The sequence below is a fragment of the Xanthomonas arboricola genome, assembly GCF_002940665.1.
GTDB classification, from domain to species: domain Bacteria; phylum Pseudomonadota; class Gammaproteobacteria; order Xanthomonadales; family Xanthomonadaceae; genus Xanthomonas; species Xanthomonas arboricola_B.
The window spans coordinates 1,200,991-1,217,023 of the sequence record NZ_MIGY01000001.1; the positions used below are offsets into that span (position 1 = coordinate 1,200,991).

General features: G+C 67.8%; 13 protein-coding genes, 1 tRNA gene and 1 pseudogene. 5 read left to right on the forward strand and 10 right to left on the reverse strand.

Annotated elements, in window-relative coordinates:
* Positions 1-18 precede the first annotated feature (18 nt).
* The 4 genes and pseudogenes from XarjCFBP7645_RS05285 to dtd form a co-directional block, all read right to left on the reverse strand.
* A tRNA-Ile gene (locus tag XarjCFBP7645_RS05285) sits at positions 19-94 on the reverse strand.
* 298 nt (positions 95-392) lie between these two features.
* Positions 393-715 (reverse strand): annotated as a pseudogene (locus tag XarjCFBP7645_RS05290) (DUF6566 family protein).
* A 177-nt stretch (positions 716-892) separates the two neighbouring features.
* Complete coding sequence (gene rpoD, locus XarjCFBP7645_RS05295) at positions 893-2,767, reverse strand: RNA polymerase sigma factor RpoD (protein WP_104536451.1); 1,875 nt, start codon at positions 2,765-2,767, stop codon at positions 893-895.
* A 106-nt stretch (positions 2,768-2,873) separates the two neighbouring features.
* Positions 2,874-3,314: a D-aminoacyl-tRNA deacylase gene (dtd, locus tag XarjCFBP7645_RS05300; protein WP_104536452.1), complete on the reverse strand. Its 441-nt coding sequence runs from the start codon at positions 3,312-3,314 to the stop codon at positions 2,874-2,876.
* Between dtd and XarjCFBP7645_RS05305 the strand changes: the two genes are divergently transcribed.
* A complete protein-coding gene (locus XarjCFBP7645_RS05305) occupies positions 3,313-4,329 on the forward strand; it encodes a lauroyl acyltransferase (protein WP_181126181.1) in 1,017 nt (338 codons plus the stop codon). The genes dtd and XarjCFBP7645_RS05305 overlap by 2 nt on opposite strands.
* Positions 4,330-4,383: 54 nt before the next feature.
* Here XarjCFBP7645_RS05305 and XarjCFBP7645_RS05310 read toward each other — a convergent pair whose 3' ends face one another.
* On the reverse strand, positions 4,384-4,905 hold the full coding sequence (locus XarjCFBP7645_RS05310) for a GNAT family N-acetyltransferase (protein WP_104536454.1): 522 nt from the start codon (positions 4,903-4,905) through the stop codon (positions 4,384-4,386).
* Between the two features lie 244 nt (positions 4,906-5,149).
* On the opposite strand from XarjCFBP7645_RS05310, the gene ribA reads away from it, so the two are divergent.
* From ribA to XarjCFBP7645_RS05325, 3 genes are all read left to right on the forward strand, one after another.
* Complete coding sequence (ribA, locus tag XarjCFBP7645_RS05315) at positions 5,150-6,283, forward strand: GTP cyclohydrolase II RibA (protein ID WP_104536455.1); 1,134 nt, start codon at positions 5,150-5,152, stop codon at positions 6,281-6,283.
* Positions 6,284-6,422: 139 nt separating this feature from the next.
* On the forward strand, positions 6,423-6,899 hold the full coding sequence (locus tag XarjCFBP7645_RS05320) for a PH domain-containing protein (protein ID WP_039529659.1): 477 nt from the start codon (positions 6,423-6,425) through the stop codon (positions 6,897-6,899).
* Positions 6,896-8,401 carry a PH domain-containing protein gene (locus XarjCFBP7645_RS05325; protein WP_104536456.1) on the forward strand — a complete coding sequence of 502 codons (1,506 nt, stop codon included), beginning with the start codon at positions 6,896-6,898 and terminating at the stop codon, positions 8,399-8,401. The genes XarjCFBP7645_RS05320 and XarjCFBP7645_RS05325 overlap by 4 nt, the downstream gene beginning before the upstream one ends.
* A gap of 90 nt (positions 8,402-8,491) precedes the next feature.
* Here the strand turns inward: XarjCFBP7645_RS05325 and XarjCFBP7645_RS05330 are convergent, their stop codons facing one another.
* Positions 8,492-9,550 (reverse strand): CDP-glycerol glycerophosphotransferase family protein, encoded by a 1,059-nt coding sequence (locus tag XarjCFBP7645_RS05330; protein WP_104536457.1) that lies wholly within the window; start codon positions 9,548-9,550, stop codon positions 8,492-8,494.
* Here XarjCFBP7645_RS05330 and XarjCFBP7645_RS05335 point away from each other — a divergent pair, their 5' ends adjacent.
* Complete coding sequence (locus tag XarjCFBP7645_RS05335; RefSeq protein WP_104536458.1) at positions 9,551-10,375, forward strand: glycosyltransferase family 2 protein; 825 nt, start codon at positions 9,551-9,553, stop codon at positions 10,373-10,375.
* 122 nt (positions 10,376-10,497) lie between these two features.
* On the opposite strand, the gene XarjCFBP7645_RS05340 is transcribed toward XarjCFBP7645_RS05335, so the two are convergent.
* The 4 genes from XarjCFBP7645_RS05340 to fmt form a co-directional block, all read right to left on the reverse strand.
* On the reverse strand, positions 10,498-11,775 hold the full coding sequence (locus XarjCFBP7645_RS05340) for an O-antigen ligase family protein (protein ID WP_104536459.1): 1,278 nt from the start codon (positions 11,773-11,775) through the stop codon (positions 10,498-10,500).
* A gap of 153 nt (positions 11,776-11,928) precedes the next feature.
* Complete coding sequence (locus XarjCFBP7645_RS05345) at positions 11,929-13,650, reverse strand: ArnT family glycosyltransferase (RefSeq protein ID WP_104536460.1); 1,722 nt, start codon at positions 13,648-13,650, stop codon at positions 11,929-11,931.
* A gap of 48 nt (positions 13,651-13,698) precedes the next feature.
* Complete coding sequence (gene rsmB, locus XarjCFBP7645_RS05350) at positions 13,699-15,009, reverse strand: 16S rRNA (cytosine(967)-C(5))-methyltransferase RsmB (protein ID WP_104536461.1); 1,311 nt, start codon at positions 15,007-15,009, stop codon at positions 13,699-13,701.
* Positions 15,009-15,932, reverse strand: a complete 924-nt coding sequence (gene fmt / locus XarjCFBP7645_RS05355; RefSeq protein ID WP_104536462.1) for a methionyl-tRNA formyltransferase — start codon at positions 15,930-15,932, stop codon at positions 15,009-15,011. The genes rsmB and fmt overlap by 1 nt, the downstream gene beginning before the upstream one ends.
* Positions 15,933-16,033: the final 101 nt, after the last annotated feature.

A 16,033-nucleotide genomic window follows, 5' to 3' on the forward strand; every position in this document is an offset into this window, starting at 1 on the left:
GCTAAGCCCTTGATTTTATGGTGGGCCCAGAAGGATTCGAACCTTCAACCAAAGGATTATGAGTCCTCTGCTCTAACCGTTGAGCTATAGGCCCGGCGGGGTGGGTGGCGAGATGCGGGGCATGTCGGACCGTCCAGCTGAGGCGAAAGTTTACCTGCCCGCGCGCGTCGCTGTCTGCTGACGTCAGGCACCAATGAGGAGAAGCGCCCGCACCCACCCGTGCCCGTACATGCCCACATAAAAAAGCCCGGCGCGAGCCGGGCTTCTAAATTTGTATGCGATCAGTGCGCTTTGCGCACCATTTGCGGTGCAAGATCCGGAGCTACAAGTACCTCAGCAATCAGCAATCAGCACCTCAGCAATCCCGAATCCCCACTCCCCAATCCCGGCTGCTAAGCCATCTCAAGCTGCGCATCGACCAACTGCCGGCCTGCGCGGAATCCCTGCGCGATGGCTTCCTGGTAGGTCTCCCAGCCCGGTTCCCGGCCACCGATGCGTGGCTGGCGTTTGCCGCCCAGCGCATACACATCGACCCACAGCGTCCACCTGGCGCCCGGGGATGCCTGTTCGGTGCGTACGCGAATCTCGTGCTCGCGGTACGTGGTGGTTTCAAAGCGGCTTTGCCTGCTCATACGACGGCCTCGTTCCATTCGTCCATCAACTTAGAAGCCACGGCTAGAACGTCACGTGAGCCAGCAAGAAACCTCGGCCGCATGTTGCGCCGCTGTCCGGCTTCGTCGCCAAGGCGTGAATGTCGCCTGCGCCATCCCCGGCGCATCCGTGTTCCGGCGACGTCCACCCGGCCAAGCATAGCCCGCGGCATGCCCCACAATGCAACAGCCCCGCATGTGCGGGGCTGTTGCGTGATCACTGCACCGAGACGGCTACCGGATCAGTCGATGTCCAGGAACGAGCGCAGCTGTTCCGAACGGCTCGGGTGACGCAGCTTGCGCAACGCCTTGGCCTCTATCTGACGAATCCGCTCGCGGGTGACGTCGAACTGCTTGCCGACTTCTTCCAGGGTGTGATCGGTATTCATGTCGATACCGAAGCGCATCCGCAGCACCTTGGCCTCGCGCGGGGTCAGCCCTGCCAACACGTCCCGCACCGTCTCGGAGAGGTTGATGTTGGTGGTGTTGTCGATCGGGGACTCCACGTTGGTGTCCTCGATGAAGTCGCCCAGATGCGAATCCTCGTCGTCGCCGATCGGGGTTTCCATCGAGATCGGCTCCTTGGCGATCTTCATCACCTTGCGGATCTTGTCCTCGGGCATGTCCATTTCCTTGGCCAGCTCCTCCGGCGTGGCCTCGCGGCCGAACTGCTGGAGCATCTGACGGGAAATGCGGTTCAACTTGTTGATCGTTTCGATCATGTGCACCGGAATACGGATGGTGCGCGCCTGATCGGCGATCGAACGGGTGATGGCCTGACGGATCCACCAGGTTGCATACGTGGAGAACTTGTAACCGCGACGGTATTCGAACTTGTCCACGGCCTTCATCAGGCCGATGTTGCCTTCCTGGATCAGGTCGAGGAACTGCAGGCCGCGGTTGGTGTACTTCTTGGCGATGGAGATGACCAGGCGCAGGTTGGCCTCGACCATTTCCTTCTTGGCCTTGCGTGCCTTGGCTTCGCCATAGGCCATCGCGCGGCTGATTTCCTTGATCTCGCCCAGGGTCAGGTAGTTGGCCTTCTCCATCTCGATCGAGCCCTGCTGCTCGGAGACAATCTGGTCCTTGACATCGCGCAGCGCCGACGACCACTTCTGCTTACGCTTGAGTGCGTCTTCCACCCATTCCAGGTTGGTCTGGTTGCCTTCCCAGGAGCGGATGAAATCCTTGCGCGGCATGCGCGCCACGGTGGTGGCCAGGTGCAGCACCTTGCGCTCGTGATCCTTGATGCCATTGACCACGCCACGCAGCTGGGTGACCAGTGCATCGGTCAGCGGCAGCGGCAGCTTGAGCGTGGTGAAGATGGCGGCCATGTCCTCGCGCGCCTTGACCACCAGCTTGTGCTCGGCGCCGTTCTTGGCATACACCTTCTTGAACTTGGCGTATTCGTTGGCCAGGTTCTCCATGCGCGTGGCCACTTCCACCGGGTCAGGACCGGTCGGGCCGGCCTCCTCTTCGGCAGCGTCGTCATCGCCGTCTTCGTCGTCGTCTTCATCGGCCGCATCCTCGTCGACGGCGACGGGACCGGCGGCGGCCAGCGCGGCAGCGGCGGCATCGGCTTCTTCGATCAGGTCGTTGAAGCCAACCACGATCTCGGCCAGACGCTTCTTGCCTTCCTTGTGCGCTTCGTAATCGGCCAGCAGCATTTCGGTCGACAGCGGGAACACGCCCAGTGCTGCCTGGACCTGGCTCAGGCCCTCTTCGATACGCTTGGCGATGGCGATTTCGCCTTCGCGGGTCAGCAGCTCGACCGTGCCCATTTCACGCATGTACATGCGCACCGGGTCGGTGGTGCGGCCGCCTTCGGTGTCGAGCGCGGTCAGCGCGGCGGCAGCTTCTTCGGCTGCGGTGTCGTCAACCTCGCGGTTGCCGGTGTTGCCATCGTTGAGCAACAGGGTTTCAGCATCGGGCGCAACTTCATGGACATCGATGCCCATGCCGTTGATCATGCTGATGATGTCTTCGATCTGCTCCGGGTCGACCAGGTCGTCGGGCAGGTGGTCATTGACTTCGGCGTAGGTCAGATAGCCCTGTTCCAGGCCCTTGCTGATCAGTAGCTTGATGTCGGATTGCTGGGCAGGACGTTCGTTGGCCATGAGTGCTCGCGCCACCGGCTTTGAGATTGGAAAGAGAACCTAGCATTATACCAGCGTGAAGCCCGGTCTGCCGGATTCAAGACAGGACCGCTGGTAGACGTGATATCTAGGGTCTGAGAAGGAAGGTCACCGGGCCATCGTTGACCAGGTCGACAACCATATGGGCACCAAAGCGCCCGGTTTCCACCCCGCCCAGATGTTTTTCGCGGCAGATCGCCACCAATTGATTGAACGCCCGTTCAGCCTCCAACGGCGGCGCCGCGGTGCTGAAGCCGGGGCGATTGCCGGAACTGGTGTCCGCGGCCAGGGTGAACTGGCTGACCAGCAGCAGGCCGCCGCCGGTGTCGGTGAGTGAGCGGTTCATCTTGCCGGCGTCGTCGGCGAACACGCGGTAGCTAAGCAGGCGCTCGGCCAGGCGCCGGATCTGCGCATCGGTGTCGCCGGGCTCGACCCCGACCAGGGCCAGCAGCCCGGGACCGATCTGCCCGACGGTCTGCGCATCGACCGTGACTGCGGCGCGGGTGACACGTTGGATCAGCGCAAGCATGGGCACTCTCAGGCAGCAAACTGTGCCGCGCAGCATGCCCAGCGCTGTTCGCACTGTCACGCGCGGGTCTTGGCCGGCCGCGCTGTTTAGAATTGCGCGGATGAAACCCGATGTTCGCGCTCGCCTGCTCTACACCATTGCCGCCACCGTGGGCCGCCTGCCGTGGCCGCTGCTCAAACGTGTGGCCGACGCGCTGGCCTGGAGCTGGCGCAAGCTCAATGCGCGCGAAGCCCGCGTGGCACGCCGCAACCTGGAATTGGCGTACCCGGAACTGGATGCCGGCCGGCGCGCGCAGCTGCATGCGCAGGTGCTGCGTTCGACCGCGCGGCAGACGCTGGAAGTGCTGCGCACCTGGACCCGCCCACCGGCCGAGAACCTGGCGCGGCTGCAACGCAATGGCCAGGCGCTCTACGACGCCGCGCTGGCCTCCGGGCGCGGCGTGATCGTGGCCGCACCGCACTTCGGCAACTGGGAGCTGCTCAACCAGTGGCTGTCCGAACGCGGGCCAATCGCCATCGTGTATCGCGCGCCGGAATCGGACGCGGTGGACGGTTTCCTGCAACTGGCACGCGGCGGCGACAACGTGCGTCAAGTGCGTGCCGAAGGCCCGGCCGTGCGTCAGTTGTTCAAGGTGCTCAAGGACGGTGGCGCGGTCGGCATCCTGCCCGACCAGCAGCCGAAAATGGGCGATGGCGTGTTTGCGCCATTTTTCGGCATCCCCGCCTTGACCATGACCCTGGTCAACCGACTTGCCGAGCGCACCGGCGCGATCGTGCTGTATGGCTGGTGCGAACGTGCCGGTGGCGACCTGCAATTTGCGTTGCATGTGCAGCCGGCCGACCCGGCAGTGGCCGACGCCGACCCGGTGCGCGCCGCCAGCGCGCTCAACGCAGGCATCGAACAGATCGCCCGGCGCGACCCGGCGCAATACCAATGGACCTACAAACGCTACACGCTGCGCCCACCGGGCAGCGGCGAGCCCAATCCGTATGCGACCGAGCGGCATCCGCACTGACGCCGGCTGGCTGAAGACGGATCCGCCTGCGCATAGCGCGGCAGCGGCAGCGGCTCAATCGTCGTGCGGATCGGCCGGCGTGGCGAGGATGCGCTGATAAAACGCCAGGTCCAGCCAACGGCCGAACTTGAAACCGGCCTCGCGCACGGTGCCGGCATGGGTGAAGCCGAACTGTTCGTGCAGGGCGATGCTGGCCTGATTGCTGGCATCGATACCGCCGACCAGCACATGCACGCCGCGCTGTTCCGCCGCCGCGATCACGCCCTGCAACAGCAGGCGTCCAAGCCCCTTGCCGCGATGGTCGCGGTGCACGTAGATCGAATGCTCCACGCTGTACTTGAACGCCGGCCAGGCGCGGAAGGTGCCGTAGCTGGCGAACCCCATCAGGCTACCGTCGGCAGCTTCCACCCCGATCACCGGAAACCCGCCCGCACGCTTGGTCGCAAACCAGCCGACCATGCTCTCCGGTGGCCGCGGCCTGTAGTCGTACAACGCGGTCGAGTTGGCGATGGCGTCGTTGAAGATCTCCAGGATGGCGCTGGCGTGGCGGTCTTCGCTGCAATCGATGAGAGACATGGGGTCCGATGCGGGCAGAGGGTCTTGGGATTAAAAGGCATTGCCGGGCGATGAACAACGCAGCCGGCCTGCAACCCATCCGCGCCCGCCGCGCAACTCCAATTGCGGGCGCTGGATGCAGCGTTCCACCCGGCCGTGGCGACCGGCAATTGCGAACCACGCGACAATGGCCGCGCGCGGCAGGCAACGGCCGCGGCAGCGTCCGCCTTGAAGCGGCCCTGGCAGTCCCCATCTGGAGTCGTGCATGAGCAGCCCCGTCCCCTCCCCCAGCGCACAGGCCTTCGGTGATCCGGCGGCGATCCGTTGCGAGCGCGCCGCCTCCGAACTGCGCGCCGGCCGCCCGGTGCTGCTGACGGCGGCCAACGGGCAGGCACGCGCGGTGCTGGCGCTGGACAGCAGCACCGCGCAGTCGTACGCGGCCTTCGCGCGTGCGGCGCAGGGGCGGCACTATCTGTTCGTCACCCCGACCCGCGCCCAGGTGCTGGGCTTGAGCGCGCCGCAGGGCGCACGCGTGGCGCTGGTCGAACACGACTACGACCAGCTCGCTGCCCTGGCCTACCTGCGCGATACCCCGGTACCGACGCAGTGGACCGCGGGCGATGCGCTGGACGCAGGCGCGGTGGAAATCGCGCGGCTGGGGCTGCTGCTGCCGGCGATGCTGGCCGTGGAGCTGCACGATGCGGATGACCACGCCGCCTTTGCCGGTTGCCAGTCGCTGACACTGGACGATCTGGGCAGCGGCTGCGCCAAATCCGCCGCGGCCGGCTACGAGCTGGTCACCCGCACGCCGGTGCCGTTGCGCGGGCTGGGGATGAGCGAGTTCGTGGTGTTTCGCGGCGGAGTGGCACAGCGCGACCAAGTGGCGATCGTGGTCGGCCAGCCCGACCTGTCGGCGGCAGTGCCGGTGCGGGTGCATTCCTCCTGCCTGACCGGCGATCTGTTCGGCTCGCTCAAATGCGATTGCGGCGACCAGCTGCGGCATGGCCTGGCCAAGCTGAAGGAGCTCGGCGGCGGCGTGCTGCTGTATCTGGACCAGGAAGGCCGCGGCACCGGCATCGCCGCCAAGATGCGCGCGTACGGCTACCAGCATGCCGGCCTGGACACCATCGATGCCGACGCGCAACTGGGCTTCGGCCCGGACGAGCGCCGCTACGGCAGTGCGGTGGCGATGCTGCGTGGTCTTGGCATCGGCCGGATCCGGCTGCTGACCAACAACCCCGCCAAGGCCGAACGCCTGCGCGCGGCCGGCATCGCGGTCGAAGACCGCATCCCGGTGACCGGCGACATCACCCCGGAGAACGAGCAGTACCTGCGCACCAAGGCCGCGCGCGCCGGGCATGCGCTGGATGTGGACGCGCTGATTCTGGCCGCGCAATAAGCGCCGCCTGCGCCGGATGCGCCCGCGCTCGGCGCCCGGCTATGCTTGCGCACCGCTCCTGCAGGCCAGCCTTGTGCACGACGCTCCACCGCCGCACCCCGAGGTCATCGTCGCTGCCGCGCCGGCAGAAGTTCCGGCCGTGGACCACACGCAGTGGCAACCGCTGCCGCAGCGCGGGGCGTATGTGGCCGGCGTCAACGGCGCGCTGGGCGGCGGATGTGCCGGCCTGATCGCAGCCGGCGTGACCGTCACCGTGCTGCACGCCTGGCATGACTGGCCGGTGGTGCTGGGCGTGACCGTGGTGGCCGCGCTGCTGGGTGCGTGGTTCGCGGTCAAGCGGCATCGGCTCACTCACTGGAAACTCGACCAGCACGGCCTGGCGCTGCAACGCGGGCATCTGTGGCAGAGCGACACGCGCATTCCGATTTCGCGCGTGCAGCACGTGGACCTGCGCCGCGGCCCGATCGAACGCGCCACCCGGCTGACCACGCTGGTGGTGCATACCGCAGGCAGCCGGCTCAACGCGGTGGCCTTGTCCGGCCTGGATCAGGGCGATGCCGAACGCCTGCGCGACCGCCTCGCCCGCCAGCTCGATCACGACGACGACGCGCTGTGAGCGCCATCGAACATCCCGGCCAGGACGAGCAGCGCCTGCATCCGCTGTCGTGGGTGTTCGTGTTGTTGCAGCAGATCCGCCAGTTCCTGATTCCGCTGGCGGCCTTGGTGCTGTTCGGCAGCCGCGATGGCAGCCGCGACTCGGCCGACCACATCGCCACCGGCGTGGTGATGGCGGTGCTGGTGGCGATCTCGGTACTGCGCTATTTCACCTACCGCTACCGCATCGGCACCGATGGCGTGGCGATCCGCAGCGGGCTGCTGGAACGCAGCCGACGCGATATTCCGTTCGCGCGCATCCACAACGTGGTGGTGCATCAATCGCTGCTGCACCGGCTGGCCGGCGTGGCCGAGGTGCGCCTGGAATCGGCCGGCGGCCACAAGCCCGAAGCGGAAATGCGCGTGCTGCGGCTGGACCAGGCATTGGCGCTGGAAGACCTGATCCGTCGCCGCACGCATGACGCCGATGCCAGCACGCCGCAGATCCTCAACGACAGCACCACCCTCCTGCGTTTGCCGCCGGCCGAAGTGATCCGGCTGGGGCTGATCTCCAATCGCGGCATGGTGGTGGTGGCGGCCAGCTTCGGCGTGATCTACCAGATGATTCCGCGCCGCACGGTGTCCAACTTCGTCGAGCACAACGGCGAGCTGGCGTACCGCTACGTCAGCCAGATCCATCCGGGGGCGGCGGTCACCGCCGCATTGGTGGTGCTCGGCGCCTTGGCCGTATTGGTCGCGATGCGTGCGCTGTCGGTGGCGCTGGCGCTGGCGCAGTACCACGGCTTTCATCTCAGCCAATCCGAGCGCCGCCTCACCGTGGAGCGCGGCCTGCTGACGCGGATCCGCAGCAGCGTGGCGCTGCGGCGCATCCAGTCGTGGACGCTGTACGAAAGCCGCCTGCATCGCCTGTTCGGCCGTCGCCAGTTGCGGGTGGAGACCGCAGTGGCCGGCACCGCCGACAGCGAAGGCAGCGCGTTGAAGGAGCTTGCGCCGATTGCCGAGCCGCAGCGCTGCGATGCCTTGTTGCAGCGCCTGCTGCCGGGGATTGCCTGGCCGCCGGCACAGTGGCAGGCGATCGCCACGCATTGCTGGTGGCGATTGAGTCTGCCCACGCTGTTGTTGCTGCTGCCGCTGGTGATCGGCCTGGCCTGGCAATTCGGCAACCAGGCAGCGTGGTTGCTGCTGTGGTTGCCGTGGAGTGCGTTCAAGGCGCATCGCCAGGTGCATCGCATGGGCTACGCGGTGGATGCGCGGTTTGTCGCCGTACGCGGCGGCTGGTGGAAACGCTGGTGGCGGCTGGCCGAGCTGGACAAGCTGCAGGCGCTGCAACTGCAACGCTCGCCGCTGGACCGTCTGTCCGGCACCGCGACGTTGTGGCTGGACACTGCCGGCGCCAGCGCGACCGGCCCGGGGTTGCGCCTGCGCTTTGTGCCATTGGCGCAGGCGCAGGTGCTGCAGGCCCAGTTGGGTGCCGCGTTGGCGCGGCGCAAGCTGCGTTGGTGAATCGGGAATCGGGACTCGGGATTGGGGGATTGGGGATTGGATCAACCGCTGATTGGCGGCGGTATCTCGTCAACGGGCGACTAGCGGCGATCAACGTTGCGCCGGGCCCCAGTATCCGAGTTCGCGGCGGATCTGCAGGCCTCGCCACACTGCGCCCAGCGGCTTGCGCCGCAGTGGACCCAGCTTGCCGGCGATGAAGTCCTCGGTCGCTGCCATCACCCGCTCCGAGGACTGCCCGTCGCGATACGGGTGGATCGCATCGGCATACCTGGCGAGCGCATTGCGCAGCGCCGCATCCGGCGCCAGCGCGCGCGCCAGCTGCTGCGGCAATTGCCCGGGCTGCTGGAAGTCCAGCATATGCGGCTGCGGCACGCGGTTGCGGAAGGTCACCACCGGTTTGTGCTGCACCACGAACTCGGACACGATCGACGAGGTGTCCGACACCAGCACATCGGCCGCACGCTGCGCGGCCATGACCTGTTCGGGTTCGACAAAGCGTGCATGCGGCCCGGCCAACGCGCGATAGCGATCGAACAGTTCCGGCGCGCACTTCGGATGCAGCGTCAACAGCCAGTAATGCGCACCGCGCGCGATATCGGCGGCGATCTCGTCGTAGAGCGCGGGCGCAGCGCTCAGGCGCTCGGTAAACGTGGAGCCGAACAGGATCACCGGGCGTCCGTTGGCGGGCGCGCGCAGTGCAGCGCTGCGGCCGCCATCGTCGCGGAACACCGGGTCGAGCTTGGGCCAGCCGGTTTCGACCACCGCAAAATGCCCTTCGCGCTCGGCGAGTGCGCGAAACGGCGCCGTGGTGGCCGGGCCCTGCGTGCAATACAGATCGAACAGCCCGCGCACGCGGAAGTGCCCACGGTTGTCTTCGCGCTTTTGCACATTGAAACCATGGAACAACTGCACCTTGGCACCCGCAATGAACGGTGGCACCCAGTTGGCCGCACTGAACACCGCACGCGGGCGCAACGCCAGCGCCTCGCGCAGGCCGACCTCGCGCACGTCCGGCAACGCCAGTCCGCGCGCACCGCCCTCGAACCACGCCGACACCGCATGGCCGCGGGCCTGTAATGCCTGCGCCAATGGCGCCAGAATAGGCAACGCGTAACGCTCCGTTGCGAACAGCAGGTATTGAGCCATCACATGTCCTCTTCGACCGCACCCGACGAACGGCCGCGCATCAGCGCCTGCATTATCGCGTTCAACGAGGCCGATCGCCTACGCGACTGCCTGCGCTCGCTGGCGTTCTGCGACGAGATCGTGGTGGTGGACTCCGGCTCCACCGACGCCACCGTGACGCTGGCCACCGCACAGGGCGCGCGCGTCCTGCAGCGCGCCTTCGATGGCTATCGCAGCCAGAAGGCGTTCTGCGTTGCGCAGGCCAGCCACGACTGGGTGCTGTGCCTGGATGCCGACGAACGCGTCAGCGATGCCTTGCGGGCGTCGATCGTTGCCGCGCGCGATGGCGGCTTTGCCGATGCGGCCGGCTATCGCTTCGCACGGCTGTCGGATTATTTCGGCCGGTTCCTGCGCCATGGCAACGCCTATCCGGATCGGGTGCTGCGCTTGTTCGATCGACGCCGCGGCGGCTGGCGCGGCAAGCGCGAGATCCACGAGGCGGCCAGTGTCGACGGTGCAGTGGTGACCCTGGCCGGCGATCTGATCCATTACCCGTACCGCTCGCTGGCGCAGCAACTGGCCAAAACCCAGCGCTACGCGCAGATGATGGCCGAGCACGAGCACGCGCGCGGCAAGCGTGCGACCTGGAGCAAGCTGGTGCTGGCGCCGGCCTGGCGCTTCTGGCGCGGCTATCTGCTGCGCGGCGGGTTTCGCGATGGCTGGCACGGGTTGATCTACGCCTACGTCCGCGCCAACTACGTGCGCCAGAAGACCATCATGCTGTGGCTGCTGCAGCACAACCAACCGGTGCAGGACCCGCCGCGTGCGGACGATCGGCGCGTCGACTGAGAGCGGCCGACAACACCGCTGCGCTCGCCGCTACGTTGGCGCAAGACACACGCGGAGCCGGCGGTCGCAACATCCATCCCGGTGGTGGGCGCAAAGCCCGCAACCCGCTGCCGGACCGCTCGCTAGACCCTGTCGGCCACTCGCGCCGAGGCCTCCTGCGCCTGGCGCGCCGCCAGGCCCACCAGCACACCGACCAGCGCCGTGTAGAAGCTGGCCGACACCTGGTGCGCAAACATCGACTGGGTCAGTCCGCACAGTGCATAGCTGGCCACGATCATCACACCGGCCGCTGCCGGTCCGCGGAACTGGCGCTGGCCGCTGCGGCGATGCAGCCGCACGAAGATCCACAACGGCACCCCGTACACCGCAAACAACAGCAACAGGCCCGGAACACCCTGGGTGGCGCCCCACTCGGCCAGATCGTTGTGCGCATGGCCCAGATGACAGCGCAGCAGCCAGGTGTCGCCGGCGCACACCGGCAGCTCGCGCATCGCATCGTCGAAGCGCCCGACGCCGATGCCGGTGAGCGGATGCGCGCGCAAGGTGTCCCAGGCCACATGCAGGCGCTCGATACGGGCACCGGCGGACGAGTCGCTGTCGCCGACCTCATAGCGCTGCAGGTCGCTCTGCAACTCGCCCAGGCGCATCTGCTCGGTCAATGCCGGCACGCTGAGCACCACGCCCACCGCCAGCACCGCACTGCCGACGAAGGTCAGCAAGCGCATGCGTGCACTCTGCCAGGGCGCGCCCCAGATCAGCACGCCCAAGGTCATCAGCAACGACAACCACACCCCGCGACTGCCGCTGAGCACGATCACCACCACCGTGGCGATGGCCGCGCCCACCAGCCAGCGCACGTTGCCGAGCGGACGGCAGAACACCGCCACCACCAGCAGCATCAGCGCGATATCGGCAAATACGATCGCATTGGTCCAGCCTTCCGCGCGGTCGGCACCGTTCATCACCTGCAGCATGGCGATCAACATTGCCGCGAACACGCCCGCCAGCGCGCCACGCCATAGCCAGACCTGCCGCGGCTGCAGTGCGTACGCCCACACCGCCGCCCACGGCAGCACCAGAAAGCGCGAGCGGTTGTCGACATCGCGCAGCCCGTGTTCGAACAAGGCCACCGACAACAGCGACATCGCGATCACCACCGCCGTCAACCACCCCAACGCGCGCAGCGACCCACGGCGCGCGGCGACGCCTGCGCGCAGGCTGCGCCAACCCACCAGCGAGCCAAGCAACAGGCACAGCCCGAAGGGCAGCAACCCGCTCGGCATGCTGACCACCAGTGCGGTCAACGCGAACACGCCCAGTTCGGCAATGCCCATGCCCGCCGGTGACGCGATGGGGGCCGACGAGGAAAGCGAAGCGGGCTGGGTGGGCAAGGAATTCATTCAGACATCGGTGGCCAATGGGGGCGAAATCGGGCGACACGCGTCAGCGACGCCGGCCAAGCTAACGATGCCCCGCATGAATCCATGCTAGACAGCGGCCGGCGGCGGCATTGACGGGCCGCCGATCGCGGCAGACACCTGCGCTGCGCCGGCTCATTCGGTGTCCAGGTTGCCCTGCTCCTGCGCTTCCACCGCCCGCTGCTCGGAGCTCGCCACGCAGCTGCCATGCACGGCATCGGCCGGCACCAGCCACCAGCGACGGCGGTTGGCCACTCCCACCATCTGGCTGCGGCTGCGGTCCACACAGGCCAGCAGCGCGGTCTCCTGCGCCATCAGCCACCGTTGGTGCGGACGTTCCGCCTGCCAGGCCACCGCACGCTGCAGCTGTTGTTCCCACGGCACCTTGAAGCCGAAGGTCTGCGCGGGGCGGTCGGCCATCAGCAGGTTCTGCTCCTTCCAGGCCACCAGCCCGAGCTGCGCGTCCGGTCCGATCCGACGCCCGGCCTCGCGCATCACCGCGCCCGCCGAGCTGGACTCGTTGAAGATCGGAGAGCAGACCAGACCGAACGCCACCCACCACGCGCCCAGCAGCGATGCGGCGGCAAGCGCGGAACGGCGCACCCGCAGCAGCAACAGACTGGCCACGCCCCACGCACCGACCGCCAGCAACAGCCAGCCGAGCGGGTCGGTGGCCTCGCTGCCGACCCCGCGGCTGTCCATGATCTTCTGCTCGAACCCCGGGTGCCCGATCAGCATCGCCGCGCCGCCGGCAGCAAAGGCCACCGTCAGCAGCAGCACGAATCCGAACAGCAGCCGCTGCACCCCGGCCCGGCGCAGCAGGCCTGCCGCCAGCGGCGCCAGCGCCAGGCAGAACATCGGCAGCGCCGGCAGGATGTACACATCGCGCTTGCCGCTGGGAATGGTGAAGAACACCAGCACCAGCAGCCACCAGGCCAGCGGCAACAGATAGCGCGCATCGCGTCGCTTGAGCCGGCGCCACCAGGCCGGGATCGCCCAGGGCAGCACCAGGATGGTCGGCAGCCACATCGTGGCCATACCCTTGAAGTGGTACCAGACCGGCTGCGCGTGATCCCAGGAATTGGCATAACGCTTGGCGGTCTGGCGCAGCAGGATGTCGTTGAGATAGACCCGGTATTCGGGCTGGCCGGCGGTCAGCGCAGTCACCATCATCGGCACGAACCACAGCAGGATCGCGACGAAGAAGAACAGCGGCCCCAGCCAGAAACGCCGATCGCGCACATGCACGCGCACGCCCGGCCAGCCGCGCGCCGCCGCAATGCCGGCCGGGATCAGCATCAGCAGGGCGATGATGCCGACCCCCTTGGTGATCACGCCCAGCCCGGCGGCGAACCAGCCCAGCGTCCACCAGCGCCAGGCCGGCCCCAGCAGTAGATGACGCAGCAATCCGTAATTGGCCAGGGTGATCCAGAACACCACCAGCGGATCGATCTGCGCCTTCTTGGCTTGAAAGGTGAAGTGCAGCGTGAACAGCAGCATCCACGCCGCATACGCGCCCACGCGTCGGGTCCACAGCCGCCGCCCCAGGTCGTACACGCAGGCCAGCGTGCCCAGCGCCGCCAGCAGCGACGGCAGCAGGAACGCCACCCGCCAGTTGCCCAGCAGCGTGTAGAACAGCGCCTGCAGCCACATCAGCATCGGCGGCTTGTCCGAGTACAGCTCGTTGCCGCGATGCGGGAACAGCCAGTCGCCGCTCATCACCATCTGCTTGGCAACCAGTGCAAACCGTGGCTCGTCCGACGGCCAGGGGTCGCGCAGTCCCAGGCCGGCACCGATCACCAGAACGGCCGTGATGGCCAGCAGCCAGAAATCCTTGGAAGCACGAGTCTTGAGCATGACGGGCCGCAATGGGTGCACAGGTGGAGCGCCGGGGGCGGCGCGCGGTCAGGACGCTTTTAGCAAAAGCGCGTAGAAAAAACCGTCGCAGTGCTGCTCGCCGGGGAAACGCTGCCGTCCGGCACCGGCCGCATGACCGAACTGCGCACCCAGCGGCTGCGCCTGCGCATCGGCGGTGCGTTGCAGGAATGCCTGCACCTGCGCCTGGTTCTCGCGTGCAAGCAGGGAACAGGTGGTGTAGAGCAGCTGCCCGCCCGGCCGCAGCGTGCGCCAGGTGGCATCGAGCAGACGCGCCTGCAACGCACACAAGGCGTCGATATCGTCGGCACGGCGATGCAGCAGCACGTCGGGCTGCCGGCGCACCACGCCGGTGGCCGAACATGGCGCATCCAGCAGCACCGCATCGAACGGCTGGCCGTCCCACCATGCGGCGGTATCGGCCGCGTCAGCCGCATGCAAGGTCACCTGCGCACCCGGCACGGTGCGCTGCAAGGTCTGCTGCACCCGCTCCAGCCGGCGCGCATCCACATCCAGCGCGGTGAGCTGCAGGCCAGGATGACGTTCCAGCAGATGCGCGGCCTTGCCACCGGGGGCTGCGCAGGCATCGAGCACGCGTGCAGATGGCGCCAGCGCCAGCGCATCGGAAACCTGCTGCGCAGAGCCGTCCTGCACCGAGACATCGCCGTCGGCAAAGCCCGGCAACTGGCTCACCGGCACCGCGCCGTGCAGACGCACCGCATCCGGCAACACCGCATCCGTGTCCGCGCCGATGCCCAGCGCTGCCAGCCGCGCGACATAGCCGGCCGGGTCAATCCGCGAGCGCTGCACGCGCAGCCACATCGGCGCCATCTGCGCGCTTGCCACGAAGATGGTCTCGGCCTGGTCGCCCCAGTCGGCACGCAGCTGCTTGCGCAGCCAGGACGGCCAGCCCGCATCGGCGGACACCGCCGGAAATCCCTCGCGCTGGGCGCGCCGCAGGATCGCGTTGACCATGCCGGCCTGGCGCGGCCGGCCCAGCGCGCGGCACGCGTCCACCGTGGCGGACAGGGCCGCATGGGCGGGCAGCTGCAGCACGTCGAGCTGGGCGAAGCCGGCCATCAGCAGCGCTTTGAGTTCGGCATCGCGCGGCGGCAACGGACGTTCCAGCCACTGCCGCAATGCCACGTCATAGGCCGGGCGGCGGCGCAGCACTGCAAAGCAGATCGCCTCCACCAGCGCGCGGTCGCGTGGATCGTCAAGGCCGGGCAAGGTCGCGGCCAGTTCGGCCTTGAGCGAGCGGCCCTGGTCGAACACTGCCGTCAGCACCCGGGCCGCGGCCAGGCGCGAGCCGACGCCGGCAGTTGCGGTCTCTGCCGGCATCAGCGCAGCGCCGGCAGGTCGCGGCGCGCATTGAGGTAGTCGGCAGCGGTGATCGCCTTGCCGCCCTCGCGCTGCAGCACGCGCACCCGCAGCGCCCCCTGCCCGCAGGCAATGTCGATGCCCTGCTTGCCGGCAGCGAGCAGGGAGCCCGGTGCCTGCTGATGCGCCAGCTCCAGCGCCACCGCGCCATGCAGGCGCACGCGCTCGCCGGCCAGGATCGCCTCGGCCACCGGCCATGGATTGAACGCGCGTACGCGCCGCGCCAGTTCCTGCGCCGATTGGGTCCAGTCCAGCCGCGCCTGCGTCTTGTCCAGCTTGTGCGCATAGGTCACGCCCTCTGCCGGCTGCGGTTGCGCCACCGGACGGATGCCCGCACGCAGCAGGCCCAGGCCATCGGCCAGCACCTGCGCGCCCAGCGCGGCCAGGCGGTCGTGCAGCTGCCCGCCGGTTTCCTGCTCGCCGATGGCCAGCCGCTGCGACAGCAGCACCGGGCCGGTATCCAGCCCGGCGTCCATCTGCATGAGGCAGACGCCGGTTTCGGTATCACCGGCCTCGATCGCGCGCTGGATCGGCGCAGCGCCACGCCAGCGCGGCAACAACGAGGCATGCACGTTCCAGCAGCCATGGGTCGGCGCGGCCAGCACCGCCTTGGGCAGGATCAGGCCGTAGGCCACTACCACCATCAGATCGGCATCGAGCGCGCGCAGCGTGGCCAGGGCCTCGGGCGAGCGCAGCGTCTGCGGCTGCAAGACCGGGATGCCGCGCGCGATCGCCTCCAGCTTGACCGGCGACGGCGTCAACCCACGGCCACGGCCGGCAGGCCGATCCGGCTGGGTGTAGACCGCCACCACTTCATGCCGCTGTGCAGCTGCGCGCAACGAGGCGACGGCAAAATCCGGCGTACCGGCGAATACGATTCTCATAGGGCGGGGATTCGGGAGTGGGGATTGGGGAGTGGCAGCAGCGGCAGCGGCGTGGAATGGGGATTCGGGCATCGGGATTCACAGCAGGGGGCTTGGGCAAC